The sequence below is a fragment of the Xenorhabdus santafensis genome (assembly GCF_033949405.1).
Lineage (GTDB): Bacteria > Pseudomonadota > Gammaproteobacteria > Enterobacterales > Enterobacteriaceae > Xenorhabdus > Xenorhabdus santafensis.
In genome coordinates this window covers 1-24,420 of sequence record NZ_VCDN01000001.1, presented here as the reverse complement: position 1 = coordinate 24,420, position 24,420 = coordinate 1, and the positions used below count along the sequence as shown (strand labels likewise).

Below are 24,420 nucleotides of genomic sequence, written 5' to 3'. Positions count from 1 at the left end.
TTCCCGTCAGTATTATATTTTTTTAATTAGATATACTTTAAAGTTAATAAAGCACTCTATCTCTTTTATTATTTTAACTTACTAGTTCCGTTACCAAACCATCAATTAACACCCGAGGTATACCTTGGGAACAGCGCTCAATCCGGCCTTTAATGCCATAGACCTGTGCCAGGCTATCTGCCGTAATAACTTGCTCCGGTAGACCTTCAGAGATTAACTCTCCATTTTTTAACATTAATACATGGTCGCCATGCCGCAATGCAATATTGATATCGTGGACAACGACAACAGTAATAATATTACGTCGGCGTGTTTCACGAGCAACTAAATCCATTACGTGATACTGATAATTTAAATCCAGTGCGCTTAGCGGTTCATCCAATAATAATAAAGTTGGATGGCGAATTAATGATTGAGCTAATCCGACTAATTGTTTTTGCCCGCCAGATAATTGATCCAAATAACTCAAAGCCAAATGTTCAATACCAAGCTGCCGCAGCAACTCCATGACTTCTTGCTCACATTGACGGTTATTCACACCACCAGATGCGCGCTGGGCAACAATCACAGACTCCAACACATGCAAGTGAACGCCCGCAGGTAGTGACTGAGGCAAATAAACTACGCGCTTTGCCCGTTGGGCAAAGTTCATTTGCATTAAATCTTGCCCATCCAGCAATAATTCGCCTCTGGCTTTATTTAAACCAGCCAACGAGCGCAAAAGTGTAGATTTCCCACAACCGTTTGGCCCCAATAATACGGTGATTTTGCCACGCGACAGTGAATCGATATTCAGATTTTCAATAACAGAGTGTTTGGGATACCCTGCCGTTAATCGATTAATCTTCAACCCCTGATTCATACATTCCCCCGATGGCGTAAAACAATGCTAAGGAAGAAAGGTACACCAACCAACGACGTCACGATCCCTACGGGAATGATAACTCCCGGAATTAAGTTCTTAGATGCAATGGAAGCCATTGACAGAACCAGTGAGCCAATCAGGGCACTTGCGGGTAAATAGAAACGGTGATCTTCACCAAATATCATTCTGGCAATGTGGGGAGCTACCAAGCCAATAAAGGCTATCGGCCCAACAAATGCGACGGCCAATGCAGTCAGGATACTGATCCGCAACAATGTGCCCAAACGAAGGCGGCTGATATTAATACCAAAGCTTATCGCACGGTCTTCTCCTAAACGCAGGGCAGTCAATTTCCAAGAGTTAGACAGGGAAATAGGCAAAAGGATGGAGAAAACCAATACTAAGATGCCCAATTTTTCCCATGTTGCTCTGGCAAGGCTACCCATGGTCCAGAAAACTAGCCCCTGTAATGTATCTTCCGTCGCGATAAATTGCATCATGGAAACAAGTGCTTCGAAGGTAAATACCATTGCAATGCCGAACAATACAACCCCTGAGGTTGCCACCCTTGTCCAACGGGTAACGGCATCCAACATCAAAGCAGCCAGCAGAGCAAAGAGAAATGCGTTTGCTGAGATGAACCATTGATCCGGTACGCCCGGAATCCCGATCCCCAGTACAATCGCCAATGCTGCCCCAAACGAAGCAGCATTGGATACCCCCAAAGTAAACGGGCTAGCGAGTGGGTTATTTAAAATTGTCTGCATTTCTGCACCGGCCAGCCCAAGGGACAGGCCAACCACTACCGCCATCAAGGTATATGGTAATCGAATATCCCAAACAATTACCCGCGTTCCTGCATCAACACTTTCTGGTGAAACCAGTGTTTTCCAGAGGGTTGGCAGAGATAACCCTGATGGCCCCATTGTAAAATCAAGTACAACAGAGGTGCCAATCACCAAGACGATGAATAACATCCATGCAATACGTCGACGTAATATATTGCGATAGTGTGCTTTTATATCGCTTTCATTCAATTGCTGCTTCACCGTTGGCATAGGCTCGGTAGTAACACTCATTTTTATTACCCGTTACTGCTTATTTTTCACTGACCCAATACGTACCTGCTGGCTCAATAGCCAAGAATTTACTGTGGAGTTCTTTTAATGTTTGTTGTGGGTCTAAATCAGCAAATTTTTCAGGGTAGAACCATTTAGCAAAAACCTGCGTAACAACAACGTTATAAGGCGAGTTGTAATAGTGGTGCCAAATCGCGTGGCTACGCCCTTCTTTCACCGCAGTTAAATTATTGATGCCTTTACGCTCAGTAATCATTTTCAGGCCAGCACGGGCTGTATCCGCAGAAGTTTTGGCTCCCATCTGGATCCCAACACCTTTTTCACCCGGATCTTGCGCGCCGCTTGCGATATAAATATAAGGATCATCAGCAATCACTTTTTCCAGATTCATGGTTCCCAACGGAGATGGCAACACCGCCTTGGCAATGTTTTTGCCTCCGGCCAGATCAATAAAATTGCCCATATTGCCGTTGCCTGCTGTACCACAGCAATCTTCGCTAGAGCCCGCTCTTAATTCAATAAATACAGAAGGCTTCTGGGCCTCTGGGATACGATCAGTAATGTCAGTCACCAGCTTCTGATTTTTTTCATAAAAATCAGCATAGGCATTGGCTTGTTCTTCACGATGCAAGATCTTACCCAGCATACGCATGCTTGGTAATGTATTTTTCAAAGGGTCATTGCGAAAATCGACAAAAACAACAGGCACGCCTGCTTTTTCCAACTGCTGCACCAGCTCGCTGTTTTTCCCTGGCCCATGACCAGATAAACCAAAAATAGCGACATCAGGGTTGAGTGTAAGCACTTTTTCAGAACTGACACTTTCAGCGCTCGTGTTACCAATCAGAGGGATATTATCGATTTCAGGGAATTTAGCTTTGTAGACAGCGTAAGTTTGTGGATCCAGTTTACGGAAATCACCTTGCCACCCAGCAATACGGGCCAGCGGTTTGTCCCCTTCCAACAATGCAACCGAATGGAACAGGCGACCTTCACCTAGCAAAATGCGATTAACTTTTTCTGGTACCTCAACAGTTCGTCCAGCAATATCAGTGACTGTTTCAGCCCAGGATGCAAAACTTGCTACCATGGCAGAACCTGCCATTAGACTGATACTCATACTTTTCACGACTGCTCGAAATGCAAACTTCACTTTAGTTAGCCTCTTGATGACTCAATTTTGCCGTTAACAATAAAGCAAATAAGAATACTTATCAATGCGATTAGGGCGGCATAACCGAAATTTACTGTTCAACTTCCTCAGCTAACCCTATGAAAAATAAAAACTGCCAATCCCATCACAGAATCGGCAGTTTCTTGCAAAGAAATCACAATAATATGTTAATCAATAAATAGCAATTTACCTGAGTTCTATTAACAACTTAGCTTTTATCTGAATAGTCAAATGCCGGAAATTCCATCTCATTATATTTAATAAAACGGGTTTTCCTTTTCAGCTTGTAACCAAACCAAATAAGCAAAAATAACGGAATACCAATGTAAGTTGCGATCACACCATACCAATCGATATTATCCTGCAAAAACGCCTGATAATTCTGACCCAGCGTGATGGTTAAACATAATACAAAGGCAAAAATCGGCCCGACAGGGAAAAAGCCTGAACGGTATGGCAGGTTATTGATATCCAAGCCCTGCGCTATGTAACCTTTGCGGAAACGGTAATGGCTGATTGCAATGCCCAGCCATGCAATAAACCCGGTCATCCCTGAAGTATTCAGTAACCACAAATATACCGTTTGGTTGCCAAACATAGAGCTGAAAAAGCATAATCCTGCAACCACAGTCGTCGCGTAAAGCGCATTGCGCGGTACACCACCTTTTGACAAGTGACCAAAGATCTTCGGTGCCTTACCTTCTCTCGCCAATGTGAATAGCATGCGCGTTGAGGCATACATTCCTGAATTTCCTGCCGAAAGCACAGCCGTCAATATGACTGCATTCATAATGGCAGCTGCTGACAATAATCCGGCATTTTCAAATACCAGTGTAAACGGGCTGACACTGATATCTTTTACGTCATTACGCAATAAGCTAGGATCAGTATAAGGAATGATCAGGCTGATAATTAAAATGGCAAATACATAGAATAATAGGATGCGCCAAAACACCTTGCGCACAGCGCGAGGGATATTTTTTGCCGGATCTTTAGATTCCCCCGCAGTAATGCCAATCAGCTCTGTTCCCTGGAAAGAAAAACCGACAATCATTGCCACCCCAATCATGGCAGAGAAACCACCTGCGAATGGAGCATCAGCAATTTCCCAATTATGCCAGCCGGCACTTTCAGCGCCTTTCATAATGCCAGTAATCATGAGAATGCCGATAATAATAAAAACAATTACCGTAGAAACTTTGATTAAGGAAAACCAATATTCTGCTTCACCAAAGCCTTTGACAGAGATGTAGTTCAACAAAAAGATTAAGCCAAGGAATAGCGCACTCCATACCCAGCCAGGAACGTCAGTAAACCAATATCCCATGACCAATTGTGCCGCTACAAGGTCAACCGCAATCGTTACTGCCCAGTTGTACCAGTAGTTCCATCCCAATGCGAAACCGAAACCTTCATCAACATACTTGGAACCATAAGTTGAAAATGATCCGGAAACTGGCATGTACGCGGCTAATTCGCCCAAACTGGTCATCAAGAAATAGACCATGAGACCAATCAGTGCATAAGAAAGCAAGGCACCTCCAGGACCAGCCTGAGAAATTGTTGCACCTGACGCAACAAACAGACCTGTTCCAATTGAACCACCAATGGCAATCATTGCCATGTGACGAGCCTTTAATTCACGACGCAACGTTGGTGGCGCTTGCGTGCTTTTATCCCGTGGCGTGCCTTGACCTCGCGACGTACCTTGTTCTTGAGACATTCTATTCCTATATTATTGAATAACTATAATGCGGGATTGTAACAAATCCTTGTCCCTAGAATAGTAACGAATGCTTGGTTATAAGATACCTTCATAATCCACAGCTAATTATTAGCTGTACGATTAGTTTCTAATAATTAATTACAATAACTTAATAATTTTTGTAACGCATTGGACATGTGTTTTTGGCGATGGTAAATCAGATACAGAGTACGTTTCAGATGAAGCCCGGGGATTATCAATTCTGTTAATGTTCCATTTTTCAATTGCTCTTGGATGACCCGACGCGAAAGGCAACTGATCCCCATTCCATACTGGACTGCATGTTTAATGGCTTCCGAATTTCCCAATTCCATCGCAATATTGAATCTCGGCATCTGAGAAAATAACAGATGATCAAGCACTTCCCTTGTTCCGGAGCCCTTTTCCCTCAATATCCAGGGAGCGCTTATCAAATCTTCCACTGTAATTTCACGCTTCAATAATGGGCTATCAGGTGAAGAGAAGATGACCAATTCGTCTTTCATCCAAGACTGCGCGATAACTTCAGGATCATGACACAAGCCTTCAATCAGACCTAAATCAACCCGAAACTCTACGACTGCCTTTATGACATCTTCAGTATTGCTGATATTCAATTCCAAAGGCGTATCAGGATAATCCTGACGATACTTCGCCAGCATTTCAGGCAACATATAATTACCAATAGTACTGCTGGCTGCCAGCCGTAATGCTCCCAACTCCAGTTTGAAAAGCTGTTCCACTTCACCTACCTGCTCAAGCAGTGCCAATGCCTTGGGATAAAGCAGACGCCCATGTTCATTGGTCACCAACCGTTTTCCTACCCTATCAAACAGCTGTACACCCAATTGCCCTTCTAGATCTGTCAGCGACGCACTTACCGCAGATTGTGATAACGCTAACTGCTGAGAAGCCTGTGTCGTTGAACCACTTTTTAGAACTTCTGTAAATATTTCCAGTTGCCTCAGAGTGATACGCATATGGCCTCACGGGACGCAAAGTAAGTTAGAAGGAAAGATAGTCTTGATTTTAGACAGTATTGTGCAACTTAACAAAAATCACCTTAGCTAATTTAATTTACTGGTTAGTTATATAGATTTTATCAATTTTATTGATTTGCAAATATTCTATATGCTTATTCCTAAAACATATAAGCATAGGTCACTGCAATGTCTGAAAATCAGCTGAGGGAATTCACAAAACCCTATCAACATACCGTATTAAAATTAGTTCCCGGATTGTTATTGACAATGGCGCTGACAGCCCTCGCTACCTATATCGGCAACATTTCATGGTTTATTAATCTGGGGTTAGGCACTCTGACGCTCGCCATTTTATTGGGAATGCTTGCCGGAAATACGCTGTATCCCTATTTAAAATCTTCTTGTGATAATGGCATTCATTTTTCCAAACATTATTTATTGAGAGCTGGCATTATTCTTTATGGATTCAGGTTAACATTTCAACAAATCACGGATGTTGGCACAACTGGGATCCTCATTGATGTCACCATGCTTTTATCAACTTTTTTTCTTACCGTATGGCTTGGGCGCAGTTTGTTTCGATTGGATAACCAAACTGTATTGCTGATTGGCGCAGGAAGCAGCATTTGCGGAGCCGCTGCGATTATGGCAACAGAGCCAGTTGTCAAATCATCGGCCAGCAAAGTCACTGTCGCAGTTTCTACTGTCGTGATTTTTGGCACACTTGCCATCTTCATCTACCCGTGGTTTTACCAGTTGATGCTTCATTATCAATGGATTAATTTATCGCAAGAAGCTTTTGGCATTTTTACTGGATCAACCGTTCACGAAGTCGCTCAGGTCGTTGCCATTGGGCATACGGTCGGAAATGAGGCTGAAAATGCGGCGGTTATTAGCAAAATGATCCGCGTTATGATGCTGGCTCCCTTTCTGCTACTTCTTTCTGGTTATGTCAGCCGCAGCGCAAGGGCGAAAAATAACCCTGATTCCTCCCAAAATGCCAGAATTTCCATTCCCTGGTTTGCGGTCTTCTTCATTATCGCCGCAGGTTTTAACTCTTTTAATTTATTACCCCGCTTCTTTGTCGAATATATCATTGCCGCTGATACCGTAATGTTAGCCATGGCAATGGTTGCCCTCGGCTTGACCACTCATATCAGTGCCATCCGTCAGGCAGGCGTAAAACCTATTCTGCTGGCGCTCATTATCTTTATCTGGTTGATGGCTGGAGGATTCATCATTAATCAAGGCATCCAGCATTTATTGAGCTAGGCAGATTTCGCGTTTAGCTAAACTGGCTGTTTCTGACGGGGTTTTATCAACCAGATGAACAATACCACCAAACAATGCCATAATAAGGGAAAATAGGAGAATAAATATGAAATTTGTTGGAGCCCATGTGAGCGCGTCGGGCGGTGTTGATCAAGCGGTGATCCGTGCCCATGAATTAAATGCAACGGCATTTGCCCTGTTCACAAAAAATCAACGTCAATGGCATGCAGCACCGTTATCATCTGATGTCATTGATAAATTTAAAGCAAACTGTGAGCGTTATGGCTATGGCAGCCGACAAATTCTTCCTCATGACAGTTATCTGATCAACCTTGGCCATCCTGAAGCCGAAGCCTTGGAAAAATCCCGTGCGGCTTTTCTTGATGAGATGCAACGTTGTGAACAATTGGGCATAGATTTGCTGAACTTTCATCCCGGCAGTCATCTCAATAAAATTGACATCGATAAATGCCTCGCCCGTATTACTGAATCCATCAATATCACGCTGGATAAAACCCAAGGTGTTACAGCCGTCATTGAAAACACCGCCGGCCAAGGAACTAACCTCGGTTTCCAATTTGAACAACTCGCGGCAATTATTGATGGTGTTGAAGATAAAACCCGTGTAGGCGTCTGCATTGATACCTGCCACGCTTTTGCAGCAGGTTACGATTTGCGCACAGAAAAGGACTGTGACGAAACCTTCAAGGCCTTTGATGAAATTGTTGGATTTGAATATCTCAAGGCGATGCACCTGAACGATGCCAAGAGCGAGTTTTCCAGCCGCGTTGACCGGCATCATAGCCTTGGCGAAGGTAACATCGGTAAAACGCCTTTCAGCTATATCATGAAAGATGATCGCTTCAATAATATTCCCTTGGTTCTTGAAACGATCAATCCAGATATCTGGGATCAAGAAATTGCTTGGCTGAAATCCCAGCAAATCTAATCACCTCAGTGAAGTTAGCTCTATCTTTGACATCATTGATGCCAATTCAACCCTGCTTCTAATCCCTACATTCGGCTGGCTGACCGTAAGCGCAGAAACTGCGGTGGCCAGACGCAATGTATATTCGCTGGATTCCCGCATCAGCAAACCGTAAACCAAGCCGCCGACCATGGAATCTCCTGCCCCAACGGTACTGATCACTTCACAATGCGGTGGTTTTGCCAGCCACGCGCCGGATGCATTAACCCATAATGCCCCCTGCTCCCCCAATGAAATGACGACATGGGCGATTCCTTTATCACGTAATTCATGGGCAACATCAATGATGCTATCCAAATCCGGCAATGGCTTGCCCGCCCAAATTTCTAACTCATGGTGATTGGGTTTTACCAGCCAAGGCGATGCCTTAAGACCGGCCACAAGGGCTTCGCGGCTGCTGTCGAAAATAATGCAAGGGCAACGTTGCCGCAGTTGTATCATCCAGTCTGCAAGCCGTTCCGGCTTAATTCCCTCAGCCAAACTTCCGCTGACAACAACCATATCAAACTGATCTATCCACGTGAGAGAATCATTAACAAACCGCTCCCACTCTTCTTCTGTCACATGAAAACCAGAAAAATTAAAATCCGTCACTTCACCATGTTTTTCTGTTAGTTTTACATTGATGCGCGTTCGCCCCGAAACTAAATGGAAACGATTTATCATATTATTTTCGCTGAAAAACTGTTGAAAACCTTCCTGATTTTCCCGTCCCAAAAATCCACTGACCGTGACATCAATGCCTAAATCACGTAAAACCTTCGCGACATTATTTCCTTTACCGGCAGCATGAAGCCCTGCCGTTTGTACACGGTTAACTCTTCCCTTGACAATATCTGGGCACAAGCCAACTAGATCATAAGCTGGGTTTAAGGTAATGGTGGCAACTCGACGGCTCATTTTGCCCAGTATCTCCTGAATAAACAGTCATAAGTAAAATTAAGATTTATCTGTTATTTATAACATCAAAATTGAATCGTTTCAGTTAAAATTACTACTTGATTGATCATTGTGTTACCACGATCTAAAACTAAAAAAATTCTGAGAAAAAAATTAAAACTTCTACAGTACAAAGAGCTAGAACAAAGATAACGATGACAACTGTAGCGATGGCAAATAAAATAACCACTCTGCATTCAAATACGTCGTTACCCTTCACTGGAGGAATGTATCTGTGTCAGTTGTAGTCGGAGTTGGCGTCATTATCGTTAATGATAACGGTGAAATCTTATTGGGAAAGCGCACCAGCCAACATGCGCCCTACTGGTCTATATTTGGCGGCCATGTTGATCCCGGAGAGTCATTTGAAGAGTGCGCCATTCGTGAAATTAAGGAAGAAATTGGTTTAACCATTCAAAGCCCCCAAGTTTATGGTATCTGCAATAACCTTGAAACTTACCGTCAGGAAGGAAAGCATACCGTTTCAGTTTGCTTGTTGGCTCATTACTGTGGTGGAGAGCCTAAACTAATGGAACCGGAAAAATGTGAGCAATTGATTTGGTGCACCCCTGACAATCTTCCTGAACCCCATTTTGAAGCCAGCCGCAATGCCATCAAGTTGTGGAAAAATTCTCAATTCTATTCAATTAGTTAACATTATTACGCCTCAATAAATAGCCGTCCTGAGGCCCCAAATAGCTAACCATTTGAAAAATTGAATTAAAAATAAAGGGAGGTTAATTAGCTGATAACCTCCTTAGTCCCCGTTGTAAGACAAATACAACAAACCCCATTCCGTTTTCTTCCCATAAATATTTATTTACACTCATTATTCATTAATGTATCGTTGCGCTAGTACAAGGTAACATCACTCATCATGGGGTTCACATGACTATTGAAGTAACGAAAAATTTTAAACGTCCCTCCATCTTTGGTGGCGCGATGATCATTGCCGGTACCGCGGTCGGTGCTGGCATGTTTTCCATTCCTATTGTTACTTCCGGTGTGTGGTTCACAGGCTCAATCATTTTGCTGATATATACCTGTATTTGCCTTTACTTCTCCGGCTTGATGATTTTAGAAGCTAACCTGAATTATCCCGCAGGTGCCAGTTTCCATACCGTCACCAAAGATTTATTAGGTAAAGGCTGGTGCACTCTGAATGGGTTATCTATCACATTCGTTTTATACATCCTGACCTATGCATACGTTTCGGCCGGAAGTTCAATTATCTTCCACAATATCCAAAGTATCATTCCGGTAACACAACCGGTGGCAGGTTTAATTTTCGCTTTTGTCGTTGCCTTTATTGTTTGGTTATCCACTAAAGCAGTAGACCGCTTAAGCACTATCTTGATAGGCGGTATGGTAATTACCTTTATCATGTCTGTTGGCGGGATGTTTGTTGATGTCAAAACTGCCATTTTATTCGACCATGCCAATACCGACATGAGCTATTTACCCTATGCTCTGGTTGCATTGCCTTATCTGCTGACTTCCTTTGGCTATCACGGAAATGTCCCAGGTTTAGTCAAATATTATAATAAAGACAGTAAGGCCGTGGCCCGCAGCTTGTTATATGGCACATTATTAACATTGACCATTTACATCTTGTGGCAGTATGTGATTCAGGGAAATATTCCCCGTGAAGCCTTCAAGCAAATCATTGCTGATGGAGGTAACATCGGTAACTTGCTGCAACAAATGAATATGACATCCAGCAGTAAAACGGTGTCCCAACTATTGAATACTTTCTCGTATATGGCATTAGCAAGTTCATTTTTGGGGGTTTCACTCGGATTGTTTGACTATCTGGCTGACTTCTTTAAATTTGATGACAGTCATCAAGGCCGTTTAAAAACAGCACTGATTACTTTTGTCCCTCCTACCATTCTCGCATTGATCTTTCCAAACGGGTTTTTATATGCGATCGGTTTTGCAGGATTGGCAGCAACAATTTGGGCTGTCATTGTTCCAGCGTTAATGGCCCGAGCCAGCCGTAAACGTTACCCTTCATCCAGCTACCGTGCACCGGGCGGTAACTTTTTAATCGGGTTCATTATCCTGTTTGGTTTGATAAACGCAGTAACGCATATTCTCTCGTTGTTTAATCTGCTGCCAACTTACCGTTAATATTTTCTCCAGCCCCGATATTTTTATCGGGGCATCTATACCCTATGGATTTAGAGTTGCGGCGCGGCGGCAAAGAATGACAAATTCGTCGGGAACGAATTTGCCCAGCCAACAAAGCAGCAGCTTGAAAGACGACGGGAATATTCATTTCTTGCCTAATACGACGACTGCGAGTAATTTTGTCGCCACCCGAATATTCATTCCACAATTTCCTTGTTCTTACGGAAGGTATCTATGGCTAAAGCCAATGAAATTAAACGCGGCGCTGCTATCAGCCACAATGGAAAATTATTGCTCGTTAAAGACATTGATATTCAATCTCCCAGCGCACGTGGTGCCAGCACCCTATATAAAATGCGTTTCACGGATATTCGTACTGGTCAAAAAGTAGAAGAGCGTTTCAAAGGTGACGATATCCTTGAAACCATCACACTGACTCGCCGTGCAGTGAGTTTTTCTTATATTGATGGTGATGAATATATCTTCATGGATGACGAAGATTTCACCCCTTATCACTTCAAAAAAGATCAGATTGAAGAAGAATTGCTGTTCATTCCAGAAGAGGGTTTACCCGGAATGCAGGTGTTGACAATGGAAGGCCAATTGTTGGCTCTCGAACTGCCACAAACCGTTGATATGGTGATTGAAGAAACTTCACCGGGCATTAAAGGAGCTTCTGCCAGTGCTCGTACCAAGCCCGCTAAAATGGGGACTGGGCTGACGATTCAAGTACCTGAATACCTAAGTTCCGGCGAAAAAGTCCGCATTCATATTGCAGAACGTCGCTATATGGGACGCTGTGATTAATTCTGTGTTTTCAAATATGAGTTGCTCTTTTAGCTAACATAATAACTTGACGAAAAGAGCAACTCATCACCTATTAAGTTAGAAATAATCCACATTAACGACTGCCACTCGTTTTTGGGCGTCCGTCCACTTCACACTGGAAACACCTATATTACCAGGAAGCATGGCGTTGCCTGTTGTTTTATGCGTTGAAATAACTTGTTTAACGGTAACGTTTTGTCCTAATCGATAGCAAGAGATATTGGCCTGAGTGTTTGATACGACAACCTGACATCCTGGATCAACAATCGCACCTGAGAACTGAATTATTCCTCCTGTAGATTCAGCATATCCATAAGAAAGCCATGAAAGTAATAAACAACTAATTGCTAATTTAAGATAATTTTGCATGGTCACCTCACTTTCGTTTTTCCATTAACTAAAACTCAGTTACCTTTTATCCTCTCATCTTCATCATAACTATTTCATGTAAAAAAAATACGACATCAACATATTTTATTGATAAAAATCAAAAGCGAATTTAAGTCAGAAAAATAACAACAACAATCCTATTAAATAGTTTACAAAATGTTATAAAAATCATCACTGAACTAAATTGCAAAAACCCTATTTCACACTATTTTATCTTAAATAAGAAAACCAAAATATTCAGGTGTTATATATATAATATTTAGTGATATGTAATAGTAATTACGCCTAACCTTTTATTTTCTCCTGTCCATTTTATTTCTTCTATTCCTATATGCTTTTGGTGAGATAAAGGAGACTTGTTATCCACTTGGTATTTTATAGTTTTATCTTGATTTAATGGCTTGCCATTATACCAGCAAACCGTTTCGGTATGCTCTTCATTCCAATTAAATTGGCATGGGGGGTTAACAATTGCACCATGAAAGTGAATAGCTCCAGAACTGGAAGTTGACGAAGAATACGCCATGGCAGGATAATATAAAGACATAAACAAAAAAGTCGTCATTTTTCGTAACATAAGCATTCAACCTCCACAATAGGTATTATTATCTTTTTCAATTTTACCCCGCGCTAATTTGAAAACCAGATAATGGTGTAACGCTCTGCTATCTATATAACGATATAACGGAAAATAAAACAAATTCTTTATATCTTTTATTTACATTATCTTAAATTCGAAATAATGTTCTAATAAATTTGGATATGAGGGAGTTAACTCGCAGTTATTTAATAATAGTCAAGCATCAATGTTACACTAAATATATATTTTCGTTACTGGCATGAGGATTTAGCTATTTTTTCGATATCATCGAATCATTCCCATATTAACAATGATCAAACTCATTAATAAAATGTATAAATATGCTGATATAACCACACCTTAACCATGCTCACCTTAGGTTATTACTCTTTCCACTAAATTTTGTTATAGTGCCATCTCAGTTAATTTGACTACCAAAATCCATTTTTGTGTTAAATAGGTATCCCATGACCCGCAGTCACCCACTAGCCATAATTGTGCTCAATATCCTCGGTATCGCCCTGTTTCTCTCATGGTATCTGCCTGAGAATCACGGCTTTTGGTTTCATATTGATTCCGCCATTTTTTATTTCTTCAATGAGAAACTGCTGCCAAACTCAAAATTTTCCCTATTTGTTGCTATCGCGAATGTCAGGGCATTTGATATCATCTCGCTTTTGTTCATGGGACTGCTGTATTACAGCGCATTTCGCAAACAAGATTATGCGGGCAAACGCCGGCTATTCATGATTGGCCTGGTGATGCTTATTTCGGCGGTCATTATTAATCAAATCGGCCATCAGATCCCGGTTAGCCGCCCAAGTCCGACATTAACTTTTGACAATGTTAACCGCATAAACGAAATGACAACTTGGCATACAAAAGATGCATCCAAAGATAGCTTTCCCGGCGATCACGGGTTAATGCTACTGATTTTCAGCAGTTTTATTCTGCGTTATATCTCTCGTGGAGCATTTTTTATTGCTCTGCTGATTATGATCGCTTTCGCCCTGCCACGAATCATGGCCGGCGCTCACTGGTTTACGGATATTGCTGTGGGTTCCCTGTCTTTGACACTAATAGGAATGAGCTGGGTGCTGCTGACGCCACTCAGTGACATTATGGCGAAATGGCTGGATAGCAAATTACCTCACATTGGGAGAGGTAATTAAGGGGGATTATATTGGGGAGTTTTCAGTTATCTCCCCAATATTACAAAATATTTATCAAGTCAGGGTGAAATACCAGCAAATCATTCTAAGCTTCTAGTTCCTAATCTAATTTTTTGTAAAGACTCTCTATTGTCTCTCGCTTTTCACTAATGATTTCAGTACTCTTTCCCCCGTCCTTTTTATTAAAATAATACTCTTTGTAAAGATAGTAATAAAATGTGTTGCTTCGCACACTTTAAGGACAGAAAATTTGTTAATTCACCATGTTCTGACTACGCTTTAAAACGTTAAGTGTTTTATATGATGGTGAAAAATCACATTAAGGACTGCAAGGGAAAAACAATACAATGGTCACATCTCAACCAATACTGAGATATATATTGCGGCTCATTCCCGCAATTTTAGTAGCAGTAGCACTAACCGCCTGTAGCTCACCAGATTCTAAGCTTCACAATAAACACACTGAGACGCATGCAGTAAACTCTCAAAAGCATTTCTTACTGCAACCATCTCAGGATGAATTTGAAACTTTGGTTAAAAGTCTGGATATAAAGTCTAAACTGCTTAATCAATATGCAGACTGGAAAGGTGTTGCCTATCGCCTCGGCGGAAACACAAAACGCGGCATTGATTGCTCCGCTTTTGTTCAGCGAACTTTTCATGACCAATTTGGCATGGCTCTTCCCCGTTCCACATTTGAACAACAGAAAATTGGCCAAACAGTCAGCCGTTCTAAATTACGTGCGGGGGACTTAGTGCTGTTCAAGACCGGTGTTCATATGCGCCATGTCGGTATTTATATCGGTAATAATCAATTTGTCCATGCTTCAACCAGTAGCGGCGTTATGGTTTCCAAACTGACTGATAATTACTGGAGCAAACGTTATTATGGGGCCAGACGGGTCTTATCGGACAAAACGGAAGTATCGATATAGCCCCGCACTAACATCCCGTTACTCAAGCATATCCCTTGCAGACAATTAAAAAACGCTTCCAAAATGGAAGCGTTTTTTATCAATGAGTAAAACAATAACCAACGGTAATTAGAGTGGATACAACGCAGTTATGTTTTCCGCAATCGCAGCTCCTAACGTCTTTAAACGACATATTACTGCGCTCTCATCTTCCTTGGCAAAAAACAAGCATGGCTCCCCTTCCCACTCAATCACTGCACTTAATATCTGTAGATCAGCAAGAGACTGATTTATAACATGTAAGATATCCCGTGCCTTCTCACCTTCATGGCTCAATAATTTCAGCCCAGTCAGGCTACCTATGTCTGTCTCTTCCGCTGGCAGTATTTCAACCTTGGTGCCAACGAAACCAGATGACCACCGATAACTTTGCGGTAGCCTGTGTACCACCGAAAGTTGGATATTATTCACGTATTATTCCTATCAGAAACAACATTAATACATTTAACCACCGGCTATAGGCTATTGATTCGTCAAAACCGAATAACCACCCAACAAAAAAGTAAATAAAAAGTTAAAATAAAAAATCGCCTTATTGCACTTTTTTTGCTCTACACCTTAAAAAAAGTGCGATCAACCTCGCATTTTATATATATTTATACTGTTTAGGTAAAAAATTCAACTTATTTTTATGCAATGTGGCAACTTTTCATTCAATTTTTATTTACATATTCATTCTGTCCGAACTTTGCTTCATATAAATGGAAGCATAATATGCTTTAGTTACAACAGATTGATTGATGACAAATATAGTATCATCTATAGATATAGAATTAGCCACAAAAAGTTAACAAAAAACCAACACAAAATTCCAAACAGGAATAATTACGTAAAAAAAAATCTACATTCATCGATAATAACTCGATATTTCCTGTCTATTGGGTGAGCTAATGTAGCTTCGCGGATTCAAAATCATTTCAGGAAGAGCAACCTTTACCGGTTGGAGAAGATAGGAACTAAGCCTTTGTTTTTCAATATATGAACACAAATAACAAACAGGCTATCCATACAATGGATAGCCTTACAAAAAATAAAGTTTTTTATGCCTTACGGGCATAGAGAACAAGCGACACGGCCAACACCGCACATAACACCATAGAGCCCACCATTGGCCAGGCATTTTCCTCTGGCAATAAAGATAAGGTCGCCCCCACTAAAGCGGCAATGCTAAAGCGGATAGTGCCCGCCAAAGAAGAAACCGTTCCGGCCATATGGGGATAATCATCCAATATTACCGCCATAGAATTCGAGGTAATCATGGAAATACCACTAATATAAATGGCCACCCCCATAACTAAAGAAATAAATCCGAAATCAAACAGAGTGCTGATAAACAGCCACAGCCCCATGATAAATTGAACAGACAACCCAATATGTAGCATTGTCAATGGGCCATATCTACGGACACACTGGCTATTAATCGTTGCCATGATGAACAGAAAAATGATGTTCAAACCGAAATAGTAGCCAAAATCTTGTACGGATACCCCATTCAATTTGATATAAACAAACGCCCCAACAGTCAGAAAAGAGAACATTCCTGAAAAGGAAAAACCACTGGCCAAGATGTAACACAATACCTGACGTTGCCGGAACAGCATCACAAATTGCTTCATGGTAGTTTGTAAGTGGAATTTCTGTCTTTTCTCTTTCGGCAGCGTTTCTCTAATGCATAAAGCAACCAAAGCAAAAGCGATTACCGATACTATGGCAATTGACCAAAAAATCGCGTGCCAACTGAACCATATCATCACCATCCCACCTAACATGGGTGCCAATAATGGAGCAATAACCATCACCAATGTCACAAAAGACATACTGCGTGAGAACTCTTCCTTCGTGAACATATCACGCATTAAAGCGTTAATGACAACACCGGCTGCTGCTGCGGAAAAACCATGCAAGAAACGCATGGAAATAAAGGTATGAATATCTTGAGCCAAAGCACACGCGGCTGAAGATATAGCAAAAACAATGACGCCCCCCAAAATAACTGGCTTGCGCCCCCAACTATCCGACATCGGCCCATAAATGATTTGCCCAATGGCAAAACCCAGAATATAGCTATTCTGCGTCATTTGCACCAAACCATCACTGACACTAAAGTCTTCAGCAATTGTTGGCATACTTGGCAAATACATATCAATTGCCAATGGCATTAACATAGAAAGTAAACCAAGGATCATGACTAATCCTAAGTAGGATAACCTCTGTTGTTGCACGTGTTGCTCCTGAAAAATTAAAGTGTTGGCATCTGGATGCTATTAATTTCACTCTCAGTCAGCGCCCGGTATTCGCCCGGCTCTAATTGAGGATCGAGATAAATTTCACCAATTCGTTCTCGATGAAGCTCAACAACGTGATTTCCTACTGCCGCAAACATGCGTTTTACCTGATGGTAACGCCCTTCGCTGATAGTCAAACGTACTAATTGAGGCTCAATAATTTCCAGTTTTGCAGGTTTTGTTACTGTTTTTTCCCCGTTCAATTGCACTCCTGCCAGAAATTTTGCCTCGGTGTCGTCTGATATTGCTTGTTCTAATGTGACAAGGTATGTTTTCTCGCAATGATGTTTGGGTGATGTAATGCGATGTGACCATTGACCATCATCTGTCAGCAACACTAATCCGGTGGTATCAATATCCAATCGCCCGGCAGAATGTAATTTATGGGCAACGGGTTCATCAATAAAATATAGGATCGTCGGATTTGAGGGATCATCTGTTGAACAGACGTATCCTTGGGGTTTATTCAGCATGAAATAACGCGGGCCACTTAATTGTTGCAATATTGTTCCATCATAAGCAACTTGCTGTTCAGGCTTTAATTTATAGGCTCCTGTTTTAATGATTTCATCATCAACAGTAACCAGCCCTGCTCTCAGCTCGCGTCCCACATCGTTACGACTAATACCTAATTGTTGTGATAAAAATTTATCCAATCGCATGAATAGATCTACCTGGCAAAAAAACAAACATGAATACACCTTAAATATTACAAAGAATTTCAATGTGTTATATATCTATCGTGATCAAGATGCAGCTTATTGGCCCATCTTAAGCCCTATTGAGTATAAAAATAATAGATTCAACAGATACTTTTTATGACAATCATAACCCGGCCTGCCATAACGCCATCATAAACATCGTCATGGTACGCCGGATTCAAAAAAATATTGGGAAGTCATTTCCCGCCAGCAAGGCTGAATGAAAGATGTTATTCTCTACATCAACTCTCTTTTACCTGATACCAATGACAGTAACATAAAAATGGCTTTTATTTTACGCCCTTATCAACAAGAAGCAGTAGATGCTACGATCCGCTATTTCCGGCAACACAAAGATCCAGCAGTTATCGTTTTACCTACAGGCGCAGGTAAGAGCCTGGTCATTGCAGAATTGGCAAAACTGGCCCACGGCCGCGTTTTAGTGCTGGCTCATGTCAAGGAACTCGTTGCACAAAATCACAGTAAGTATTGTGCATACGGGTTAAATGCCGATATTTTTTCAGCCGGATTAAATCAAAAACAGAGTGAAGGGAAAGTCGTTTTTGGCAGTATACAGTCCATTGCCCGTAATTTGGATCGTTTTAACCATCACTTTTCCCTGCTAATCATTGATGAATGCCATCGCATCAGTGATGACGAGAACAGCCAATATCAACAAATCATCCAACAACTCAAAAAAAATAATCCCCAAATCCGTATATTAGGCTTAACAGCAACACCTTATCGTTTAGGCTCTGGCTGGATATACCAATATCATTATCATGGCATGATACGTGGCGATGGGCAGAGTTTTTTTCACGATTGCATTTATGAACTTCCCCTGCGTTATATGATTAAACATCACTTTTTGGTTCCTCCAGAAAGACTGGATATGCCTGTAATGCAATATGACTTCAGTCAAGTACGTACCAGCCAACAAGGGATTTTCAATGAAGCGGATCTAAATCGGGAGCTGAAACGCCAAAAACGCATTACACCGCATATCATTAGGCAAATAATCGAATATGCCCAAGACCGAAAGGGAATAATGATTTTTGCAGCTACGGTCGAGCACGCCAAAGAAATATTACAATTATTGCCTGTCGGGCAAGCGGCTTTGGTTAGCGCAGATACACCCGCATCTGAACGGGATTTCTTGATAACCGAATTTAAAGAACAACGACTACGCTATATGGTTAACGTTGCCGTACTGACGACCGGTTTTGATGCTCCCCACGTTGATTTAATCGCAATATTGCGACCGACAGAATCCGTTAGCCTTTACCAACAAATTGTTGGGCGCGGATTGCGCCTATTTCCGGATAAAAAAGAGTGCCTAATACTGGACTATGCGGGAAATCCTCACGATCTATACACTCCTGAAGTCGGCAGCAGCAAACCCAATTCACAAAGCCAACCCGTACAAGTCTTCTGCCCTATTTGCCAATTTGCCAATACGTTTTGGGGGACATGCACCGCAGACGGCGAAATTGTTGAACATTTTGGGCGGCGCTGCCAAGGTTGGGAGCTCGATATCAATGGGAACAAGCAACAATGTGAATTTCGCTTTCGTTTTAAATCTTGTCCACATTGTGGGGCAGAAAACGACATAGCTGCCCGGCGCTGCCACCGCTGTGAGGAAATTCTGGTCGATCCTGACGATATGCTGAAAGCTGCCTTAAAACTGAAAGATGCTTTAGTGCTGCGTTGTGGTGGAATGCAATTAACGCCGGGGCAAGATGCCAAAGGTGAATGGCTGAAAATCACCTACTACGATGAAGATGGCGCAGACGTATCAGAATTGTTTCGTTTATCTACACCCGCCCAGAAAAAAGTCTTCGAACTGCACTTTCTTCGCCAGCATCAACGTGCACCCGGCACGCCTTTCCACTGGAAAACCGCAGAAGACATTGCCCACCAGCTTCCTTTATTACGTCATCCTGATTTTGTTGTAGCGCGCAAAAAAGGCCAATTTTGGCAGATTCGAGAAAAAGTTTTTGACTATCAAGGGCGCTTTAGGCGAGCAGACTCTCTGTACTAAACCTTCCCAATCATCGGTTGGAGGCATATTCCATTTGCTGTCATACCGGTTTTTCGTTAGAATGCCGCCCGCTTAACATAATATCTAATGTTAAGCCAAGTCTCGAACCTGCTGCTGGGTCGCCTGTAGCAGGATTTATTTTCTTCTTTTACAGAGAAAAAATAATGTTAACTATTAATGCAGAAGTACGTAAAGAGCAGGGTAAGGGTGCGAGCCGCCGCCTGCGTAGAGCTAACAAGTTTCCAGCAATCATTTATGGTGGTAACCAAGAGCCAGTTTCTATCGAACTGGATCACGATGCAGTTATCAACCACGAAAGCAAACCAGAATTCTACGAAGTTATGACTCTGGTTGTTGATGGTAAAGAAACTCAAGTTAAAGTGCAGGCAGTACAGCGTCATCCGTTTAAACCTAAACTGACGCACATCGATTTCCTGCGTGCTTAATTAGCCACAGTCGAGCTTTTATCGGGACGCCGAGTAAATAACGCCGCATTTGCGGCGTTATTTATTTTTATCGCTTTATATTTTTTTACCGCTAAAACCACCAACGATGCCGATAGATATTAACGATTACCACCACTGCGGCGTTGCAACTGATCGCGCAAATTCGGCGGTGTACCTTTGATCGTTAAAGTATCGGTTGCGGGATCCCAAAAAATCCGCTCGCCCATCAGCATGGCATCAAAGTTGATGGTTAAACCTCCCCCACTGCCTGCAAACTTTGTCAATTGACGCAAAGTTCCGCGATCGGCTGGGAAACTCTCTTCCAGTTCATATCCCTGTTCCTGTGAGAACTGCTGAAAGTTTTGCTCACCCAATGGAGGTAATTCCTGAGCTAAATCCTCTAGCTTAATCTCTTCGCCTGCCTGTAACTGTTCGTTACAGTAGCCATAAACTTGCTGCCGATAAGCCTGGCGCTCATTTTTATCCAACTGTGCTGATTCACAATAATCATCCACAGCTTGCAGTAATCCCTTATTCTGCACTTTTGCATTCATACCCTCACTAGCCGCCAGAAAATCCATAAAAAAGTCAGAAACCTTACGCCCCACACGACCTTTCAAGAAAGTAAGATAGCGGCTTGATTCAGGATTAGTTTCCCATTCAGTCAAATCAATTCTTGCCACAATATCGGCATGAGGAATATCAAGATACTGTGTCGTATTGATATCCAGCTCATCATTGACGGACATGCTGTTACAGCTATTCAGCACGGCAATAAACAAATATTCCACTGCCAGATATCGATATTGGCAAAACAGCACGGTTCCGCCTTCTGCAAACGGATATTTTGCCAATTCATCTTTCAGACGAACTGTTGCCGCCCGACTAAAACCGAGAAAATCATCATTCCCTTTACGCAAGTGACGAAGAGACTCTGCCAGTTCACTCTCTTCATTGAACAAACCATAGGCTTTACTTTTTGCACTATACACACGGTGCAACTCCGCCATCATCTCTTCTACCACTTGATTGGTGTCGAGCAGAGATTCACGCAGGATCACTTCCAACGTTTGTTCATCACGTTTAATCAGTCGGTGTAACGCGATCTGGGTAATTTCCAGACTCATTATTTATACTCCTTTTGCAGCTTTGACCGAACGAGGCCTTGCAGTTAGCGGCGTATTCAAACACTGTTATCTTTCTGCTGCAACCAAAAAACCAAGTGTTGGAAAAACGTTCATAATTTAGTTATCAACGCTTGCATACAGCGTTTAAAATAGCGCAACAAATTCAAAAATGGCAGCTATGCCCGCTCCGGTGAATTAATTTGTTATAAAAAAGCAGAAAAACGCCCCTCTATACGGTAAGATATGGGGCTTTGTACATTCAGGATATTTGATATATGCCACAGTCATCTCGCTATAGCGATGAAAAAGTTGAACATTTATTAGCTGAATTGGTAAATGTTTTCGAGAAAAACCATACGCCGACCGATCTTACTCTGATGGTTTTGGGCAATATGGTAACGAATTTAATCAATACGAGTATTGCTCCTGCTCAACGCAAACACATTGCAGACTCGTTTGCACACGCGTTACAGTCTTCAATTAACGAAGACAAAGCGCATTAATTTTTAATTAAAACTGTAACGTAAAGAATATATGGTGACTAGCCGTCAGCATTACCGCGAAAAAGTTTCTCTAATGATCAGTTGGGGGCACTGGTTTGCGCTGTTCAATATCATGTTCAGTCTTGTGCTGGGCAGTCGCTATTTATTTGCTTCTGACTGGCCGGGTTCACTGTTTGGTCGCATCTACGCGCTGGTCAGTTGGCTCGGTCATTTCAGTTTTATTGTCTTTGCTGCCTACGTACTGATTTTATTCCCGCTGACATTTATCGTCATGTCTCAGCGGTTACTCAGGTTTATTTCAGCCGCTCTGGCAACTGCCAGCCTGACGATGCTGATCTTTGATTCCTCCGTTTACGTTCGCTTTCACCTGCACTTAACGCCATTAGTCTGGGATTTAGTCACCAATCCAGAGCAAGGTGAATTGGCAAGGGAATGGCAGTTGATGTTCATCTGTATTCCAATTATTTTCTTGATACAGATGCTCTTTGGCACATGGAGCTGGCAGAAACTACGCAGCCTGAACCGGCAACGGTTTGGTAAACCTCTGGCAGCGGTATTTATCACCGCCTTTATCGCCTCCCACCTCATGTATATTTGGGCAGACGCCAATTTTTATCGTCCAATCACCATGCAGCGTTCTAACTTACCGCTCTCTTACCCAATGACAGCGCGTAAGTTCCTTGAAAAACATGGGTTATTGGATCATCAGGAATATCAACGCCGGGTTGACCAGCAAGGAAATCCCACTGCATTGGGTGTTGATTACCCCCTGAATAAGCTGTCTTATCAAGACAGCGGGCGCGGCTATAACCTGCTTCTGCTCGTTGTGGATGAACTGGATAATCAAGACATTCTCAACAATATGCCAGCCTTAGAGCAATTTGCAAAAAGTAATATCCAGTTTACTCAGCATTTCAGTACTGGCATTCATAATGACACAGCATTATTTGGCCTATTTTACGGCATCTCATCGGGTTATCTTGACGGCATCCTTAATGCGCGGAAACCATCGGCACTGCTGGATGCCTTGACACATCAAGGATACCAATTCGGTCTTTTCTCCTCAAATGGCTTCCAAACCCCACTTTACCGCCATGCTATTTTGACCGATTATTCCTTGCCGAATAACAGCAAACAAAACGATAACTTAACCATAGAGCAATGGCGTCACTGGCTGGACTCGCGCAGTGGCTCAACTCCATGGTTCTCACTCCTGAATATTAACGGCTTCACACATTCACCGGATAAGTTTGATAAAAAAACGCTGGATGCGGAGATCAACACTGTTTTAGGCACTTTGGCGAACAAAGGGATTCAGGATAAAACGATTGTTATCATAACAGCCAAACAAAACAAAGAAGCCGTTGATAACGCAACCGGCTGGTTTAGCGGGAAAAAGTTCAACCGTGCGCAGCTCCATGTCCCGCTGATAGTTCACTGGCCCGGCACGCCTGCACAGGCAATAAATAAGTTGACCAGTCATCAAGACATAATGACAACACTTATGCAGCGTTTACTGCATGTCAGTAACTCTCCGGAAGATTACTCTCAAGGCGAAGATTTGTTCAATGCACAGAGGGAAAATCCATGGCTGATTACAGGTGATGATGGTTCATTGATTATTACCACAGCTAAAAACACAATCTATCTTTCTAAAGATGGAGAATATTATCTGTATGATTTAAATGGCAATGAAGTTCATGGCGCGAAACCTAATCTCGCCCAACTATTACAGATATTAACTGAATTGAAACGTTTTTTAGCAAATTAATCGTTTAAAAATCAAGCGCTCATTACATTGAGGTCTTGCGTTAGAAATAAAAAACGGTAATATATGGAGCCATCGGCATGTAGCGCAGCCTGGTAGCGCACCGTCATGGGGTGTCGGGGGTCGTAGGTTCAAATCCTATCATGCCGACCAAAATTCCCTAGAAAAACCAACCTGTTAAGGTTGGTTTTTTTATGTCTCAAATTTGCTTGGTGTAAAACTGGTGTAAAATGGGTGTAAAACCCAATCCAAAAACACCATCTTTGTTGAGATAGAAATCATCATGTTTTGATTATTTGCTTGTTCAAAATCATTACTCTAATCCCCCTCTGTTTTTGCCACCAATTTTATATTTATGATGAGTGTTCATCAGTTTAATCTTTCTGTTTTTTCCTCATCAACCTGCCTCAAATTCCACACCGAATCTT

At 42.0% G+C, this 24,420-nt stretch carries 24 protein-coding genes and 1 tRNA gene; 12 read left to right on the top strand and 13 right to left on the bottom strand.

The features are described 5' to 3' along the window. Positions 1-73: 73 nt before the first annotated feature. The 5 genes from FE392_RS00125 to yieE all read right to left on the bottom strand — a co-directional run bounded on the left by FE392_RS00125 (position 74) and on the right by yieE (position 5,842). On the bottom strand, positions 74-862 hold the full coding sequence (locus FE392_RS00125) for an ABC transporter ATP-binding protein (protein WP_319928209.1): 789 nt from the start codon (positions 860-862) through the stop codon (positions 74-76). Further along, positions 859-1,944, bottom strand: a complete 1,086-nt coding sequence (locus tag FE392_RS00120) for a FecCD family ABC transporter permease (protein WP_319928208.1) — start codon at positions 1,942-1,944, stop codon at positions 859-861. Before FE392_RS00120 ends, FE392_RS00125 begins: the two co-directional genes overlap by 4 nt. Before the next feature lie 19 nt (positions 1,945-1,963). Then, positions 1,964-3,064 carry an ABC transporter substrate-binding protein gene (locus FE392_RS00115; RefSeq protein WP_319928207.1) on the bottom strand — a complete coding sequence of 367 codons (1,101 nt, stop codon included), beginning with the start codon at positions 3,062-3,064 and terminating at the stop codon, positions 1,964-1,966. A 262-nt stretch (positions 3,065-3,326) separates the two neighbouring features. Next, positions 3,327-4,841, bottom strand: coding sequence for an amino acid permease (locus tag FE392_RS00110; RefSeq protein WP_319928206.1), 1,515 nt, complete (start codon positions 4,839-4,841; stop codon positions 3,327-3,329). A 137-nt stretch (positions 4,842-4,978) separates the two neighbouring features. After that, on the bottom strand, positions 4,979-5,842 hold the full coding sequence (gene yieE / locus FE392_RS00105) for a DNA-binding transcriptional regulator YeiE (RefSeq protein ID WP_319928205.1): 864 nt from the start codon (positions 5,840-5,842) through the stop codon (positions 4,979-4,981). A gap of 189 nt (positions 5,843-6,031) precedes the next feature. Here yieE and FE392_RS00100 point away from each other — a divergent pair, with 189 nt between their 5' ends. Together FE392_RS00100 and nfo are read left to right on the top strand one after the other, a co-directional pair. Beyond that, a complete protein-coding gene (locus FE392_RS00100) occupies positions 6,032-7,117 on the top strand; it encodes a YeiH family protein (RefSeq protein ID WP_319928204.1) in 1,086 nt (361 codons plus the stop codon). 106 nt (positions 7,118-7,223) lie between these two features. Then, complete coding sequence (gene nfo, locus FE392_RS00095; protein WP_319928203.1) at positions 7,224-8,066, top strand: deoxyribonuclease IV; 843 nt, start codon at positions 7,224-7,226, stop codon at positions 8,064-8,066. Here the strand turns inward: nfo and fruK are convergent, their stop codons facing one another. Then, positions 8,067-9,005, bottom strand: a complete 939-nt coding sequence (gene fruK, locus FE392_RS00090; RefSeq protein ID WP_319928202.1) for a 1-phosphofructokinase — start codon at positions 9,003-9,005, stop codon at positions 8,067-8,069. A gap of 274 nt (positions 9,006-9,279) precedes the next feature. Between fruK and FE392_RS00085 the strand changes: the two genes are divergently transcribed. Both FE392_RS00085 and mtr read left to right on the top strand, forming a co-directional pair. Continuing rightward, a complete protein-coding gene (locus FE392_RS00085; protein ID WP_319928201.1) occupies positions 9,280-9,699 on the top strand; it encodes a nucleotide triphosphate diphosphatase NUDT15 in 420 nt (139 codons plus the stop codon). A 233-nt stretch (positions 9,700-9,932) separates the two neighbouring features. Beyond that, positions 9,933-11,177, top strand: a complete 1,245-nt coding sequence (gene mtr, locus FE392_RS00080) for a tryptophan permease (protein ID WP_319928200.1) — start codon at positions 9,933-9,935, stop codon at positions 11,175-11,177. On the opposite strand, the gene FE392_RS00075 is transcribed toward mtr, so the two are convergent. After that, complete coding sequence (locus tag FE392_RS00075) at positions 11,152-11,325, bottom strand: hypothetical protein (RefSeq protein WP_319928199.1); 174 nt, start codon at positions 11,323-11,325, stop codon at positions 11,152-11,154. The genes mtr and FE392_RS00075 overlap by 26 nt on opposite strands. A gap of 86 nt (positions 11,326-11,411) precedes the next feature. Between FE392_RS00075 and yeiP the strand changes: the two genes are divergently transcribed. Then, positions 11,412-11,984 carry an elongation factor P-like protein YeiP gene (gene yeiP / locus FE392_RS00070; protein ID WP_319928198.1) on the top strand — a complete coding sequence of 191 codons (573 nt, stop codon included), beginning with the start codon at positions 11,412-11,414 and terminating at the stop codon, positions 11,982-11,984. Between the two features lie 78 nt (positions 11,985-12,062). Here yeiP and FE392_RS00065 read toward each other — a convergent pair whose 3' ends face one another. Beyond that, complete coding sequence (locus tag FE392_RS00065; RefSeq protein WP_319928197.1) at positions 12,063-12,374, bottom strand: YmdA family protein; 312 nt, start codon at positions 12,372-12,374, stop codon at positions 12,063-12,065. Positions 12,375-12,654: 280 nt separating this feature from the next. Next, on the bottom strand, positions 12,655-12,978 hold the full coding sequence (locus FE392_RS00060) for a YmdA family protein (RefSeq protein WP_319928196.1): 324 nt from the start codon (positions 12,976-12,978) through the stop codon (positions 12,655-12,657). Positions 12,979-13,442: 464 nt separating this feature from the next. Between FE392_RS00060 and FE392_RS00055 the strand changes: the two genes are divergently transcribed. Then, positions 13,443-14,147 carry a phosphatase PAP2 family protein gene (locus FE392_RS00055; protein ID WP_319928195.1) on the top strand — a complete coding sequence of 235 codons (705 nt, stop codon included), beginning with the start codon at positions 13,443-13,445 and terminating at the stop codon, positions 14,145-14,147. 347 nt (positions 14,148-14,494) lie between these two features. Further along, complete coding sequence (gene mepS / locus FE392_RS00050; protein WP_319928194.1) at positions 14,495-15,082, top strand: bifunctional murein DD-endopeptidase/murein LD-carboxypeptidase; 588 nt, start codon at positions 14,495-14,497, stop codon at positions 15,080-15,082. Positions 15,083-15,190: 108 nt separating this feature from the next. Here the strand turns inward: mepS and FE392_RS00045 are convergent, their stop codons facing one another. The 3 genes from FE392_RS00045 to rsuA all read right to left on the bottom strand — a co-directional run bounded on the left by FE392_RS00045 (position 15,191) and on the right by rsuA (position 18,068). After that, positions 15,191-15,532: a YejG family protein gene (locus tag FE392_RS00045; RefSeq protein WP_319928193.1), complete on the bottom strand. Its 342-nt coding sequence runs from the start codon at positions 15,530-15,532 to the stop codon at positions 15,191-15,193. A gap of 629 nt (positions 15,533-16,161) precedes the next feature. Continuing rightward, positions 16,162-17,343 carry a Bcr/CflA family multidrug efflux MFS transporter gene (locus tag FE392_RS00040; RefSeq protein WP_319928192.1) on the bottom strand — a complete coding sequence of 394 codons (1,182 nt, stop codon included), beginning with the start codon at positions 17,341-17,343 and terminating at the stop codon, positions 16,162-16,164. A gap of 17 nt (positions 17,344-17,360) precedes the next feature. After that, on the bottom strand, positions 17,361-18,068 hold the full coding sequence (gene rsuA / locus FE392_RS00035) for a 16S rRNA pseudouridine(516) synthase RsuA (RefSeq protein WP_319928191.1): 708 nt from the start codon (positions 18,066-18,068) through the stop codon (positions 17,361-17,363). A gap of 322 nt (positions 18,069-18,390) precedes the next feature. On the opposite strand from rsuA, the gene radD reads away from it, so the two are divergent. Further along, complete coding sequence (gene radD / locus FE392_RS00030) at positions 18,391-20,148, top strand: DNA repair helicase RadD (RefSeq protein ID WP_319928253.1); 1,758 nt, start codon at positions 18,391-18,393, stop codon at positions 20,146-20,148. A 164-nt stretch (positions 20,149-20,312) separates the two neighbouring features. Continuing rightward, positions 20,313-20,594, top strand: coding sequence for a 50S ribosomal protein L25 (gene rplY / locus FE392_RS00025; RefSeq protein ID WP_086112888.1), 282 nt, complete (start codon positions 20,313-20,315; stop codon positions 20,592-20,594). Between the two features lie 119 nt (positions 20,595-20,713). Here rplY and yejK read toward each other — a convergent pair whose 3' ends face one another. Beyond that, positions 20,714-21,721: a nucleoid-associated protein YejK gene (yejK, locus tag FE392_RS00020; protein WP_319928190.1), complete on the bottom strand. Its 1,008-nt coding sequence runs from the start codon at positions 21,719-21,721 to the stop codon at positions 20,714-20,716. Positions 21,722-21,996: 275 nt separating this feature from the next. On the opposite strand from yejK, the gene FE392_RS00015 reads away from it, so the two are divergent. The 3 genes from FE392_RS00015 (at position 21,997) to FE392_RS00005 (ending at position 24,145) form a co-directional block, all read left to right on the top strand. Continuing rightward, positions 21,997-22,224: a YejL family protein gene (locus FE392_RS00015; RefSeq protein ID WP_092512380.1), complete on the top strand. Its 228-nt coding sequence runs from the start codon at positions 21,997-21,999 to the stop codon at positions 22,222-22,224. A 31-nt stretch (positions 22,225-22,255) separates the two neighbouring features. Beyond that, a complete protein-coding gene (gene yejM / locus FE392_RS00010; RefSeq protein ID WP_319928189.1) occupies positions 22,256-23,995 on the top strand; it encodes an LPS biosynthesis-modulating metalloenzyme YejM in 1,740 nt (579 codons plus the stop codon). A gap of 73 nt (positions 23,996-24,068) precedes the next feature. After that, a tRNA-Pro gene (locus FE392_RS00005) sits at positions 24,069-24,145 on the top strand. The last annotated feature ends 275 nt before the right edge of the window (positions 24,146-24,420 follow it).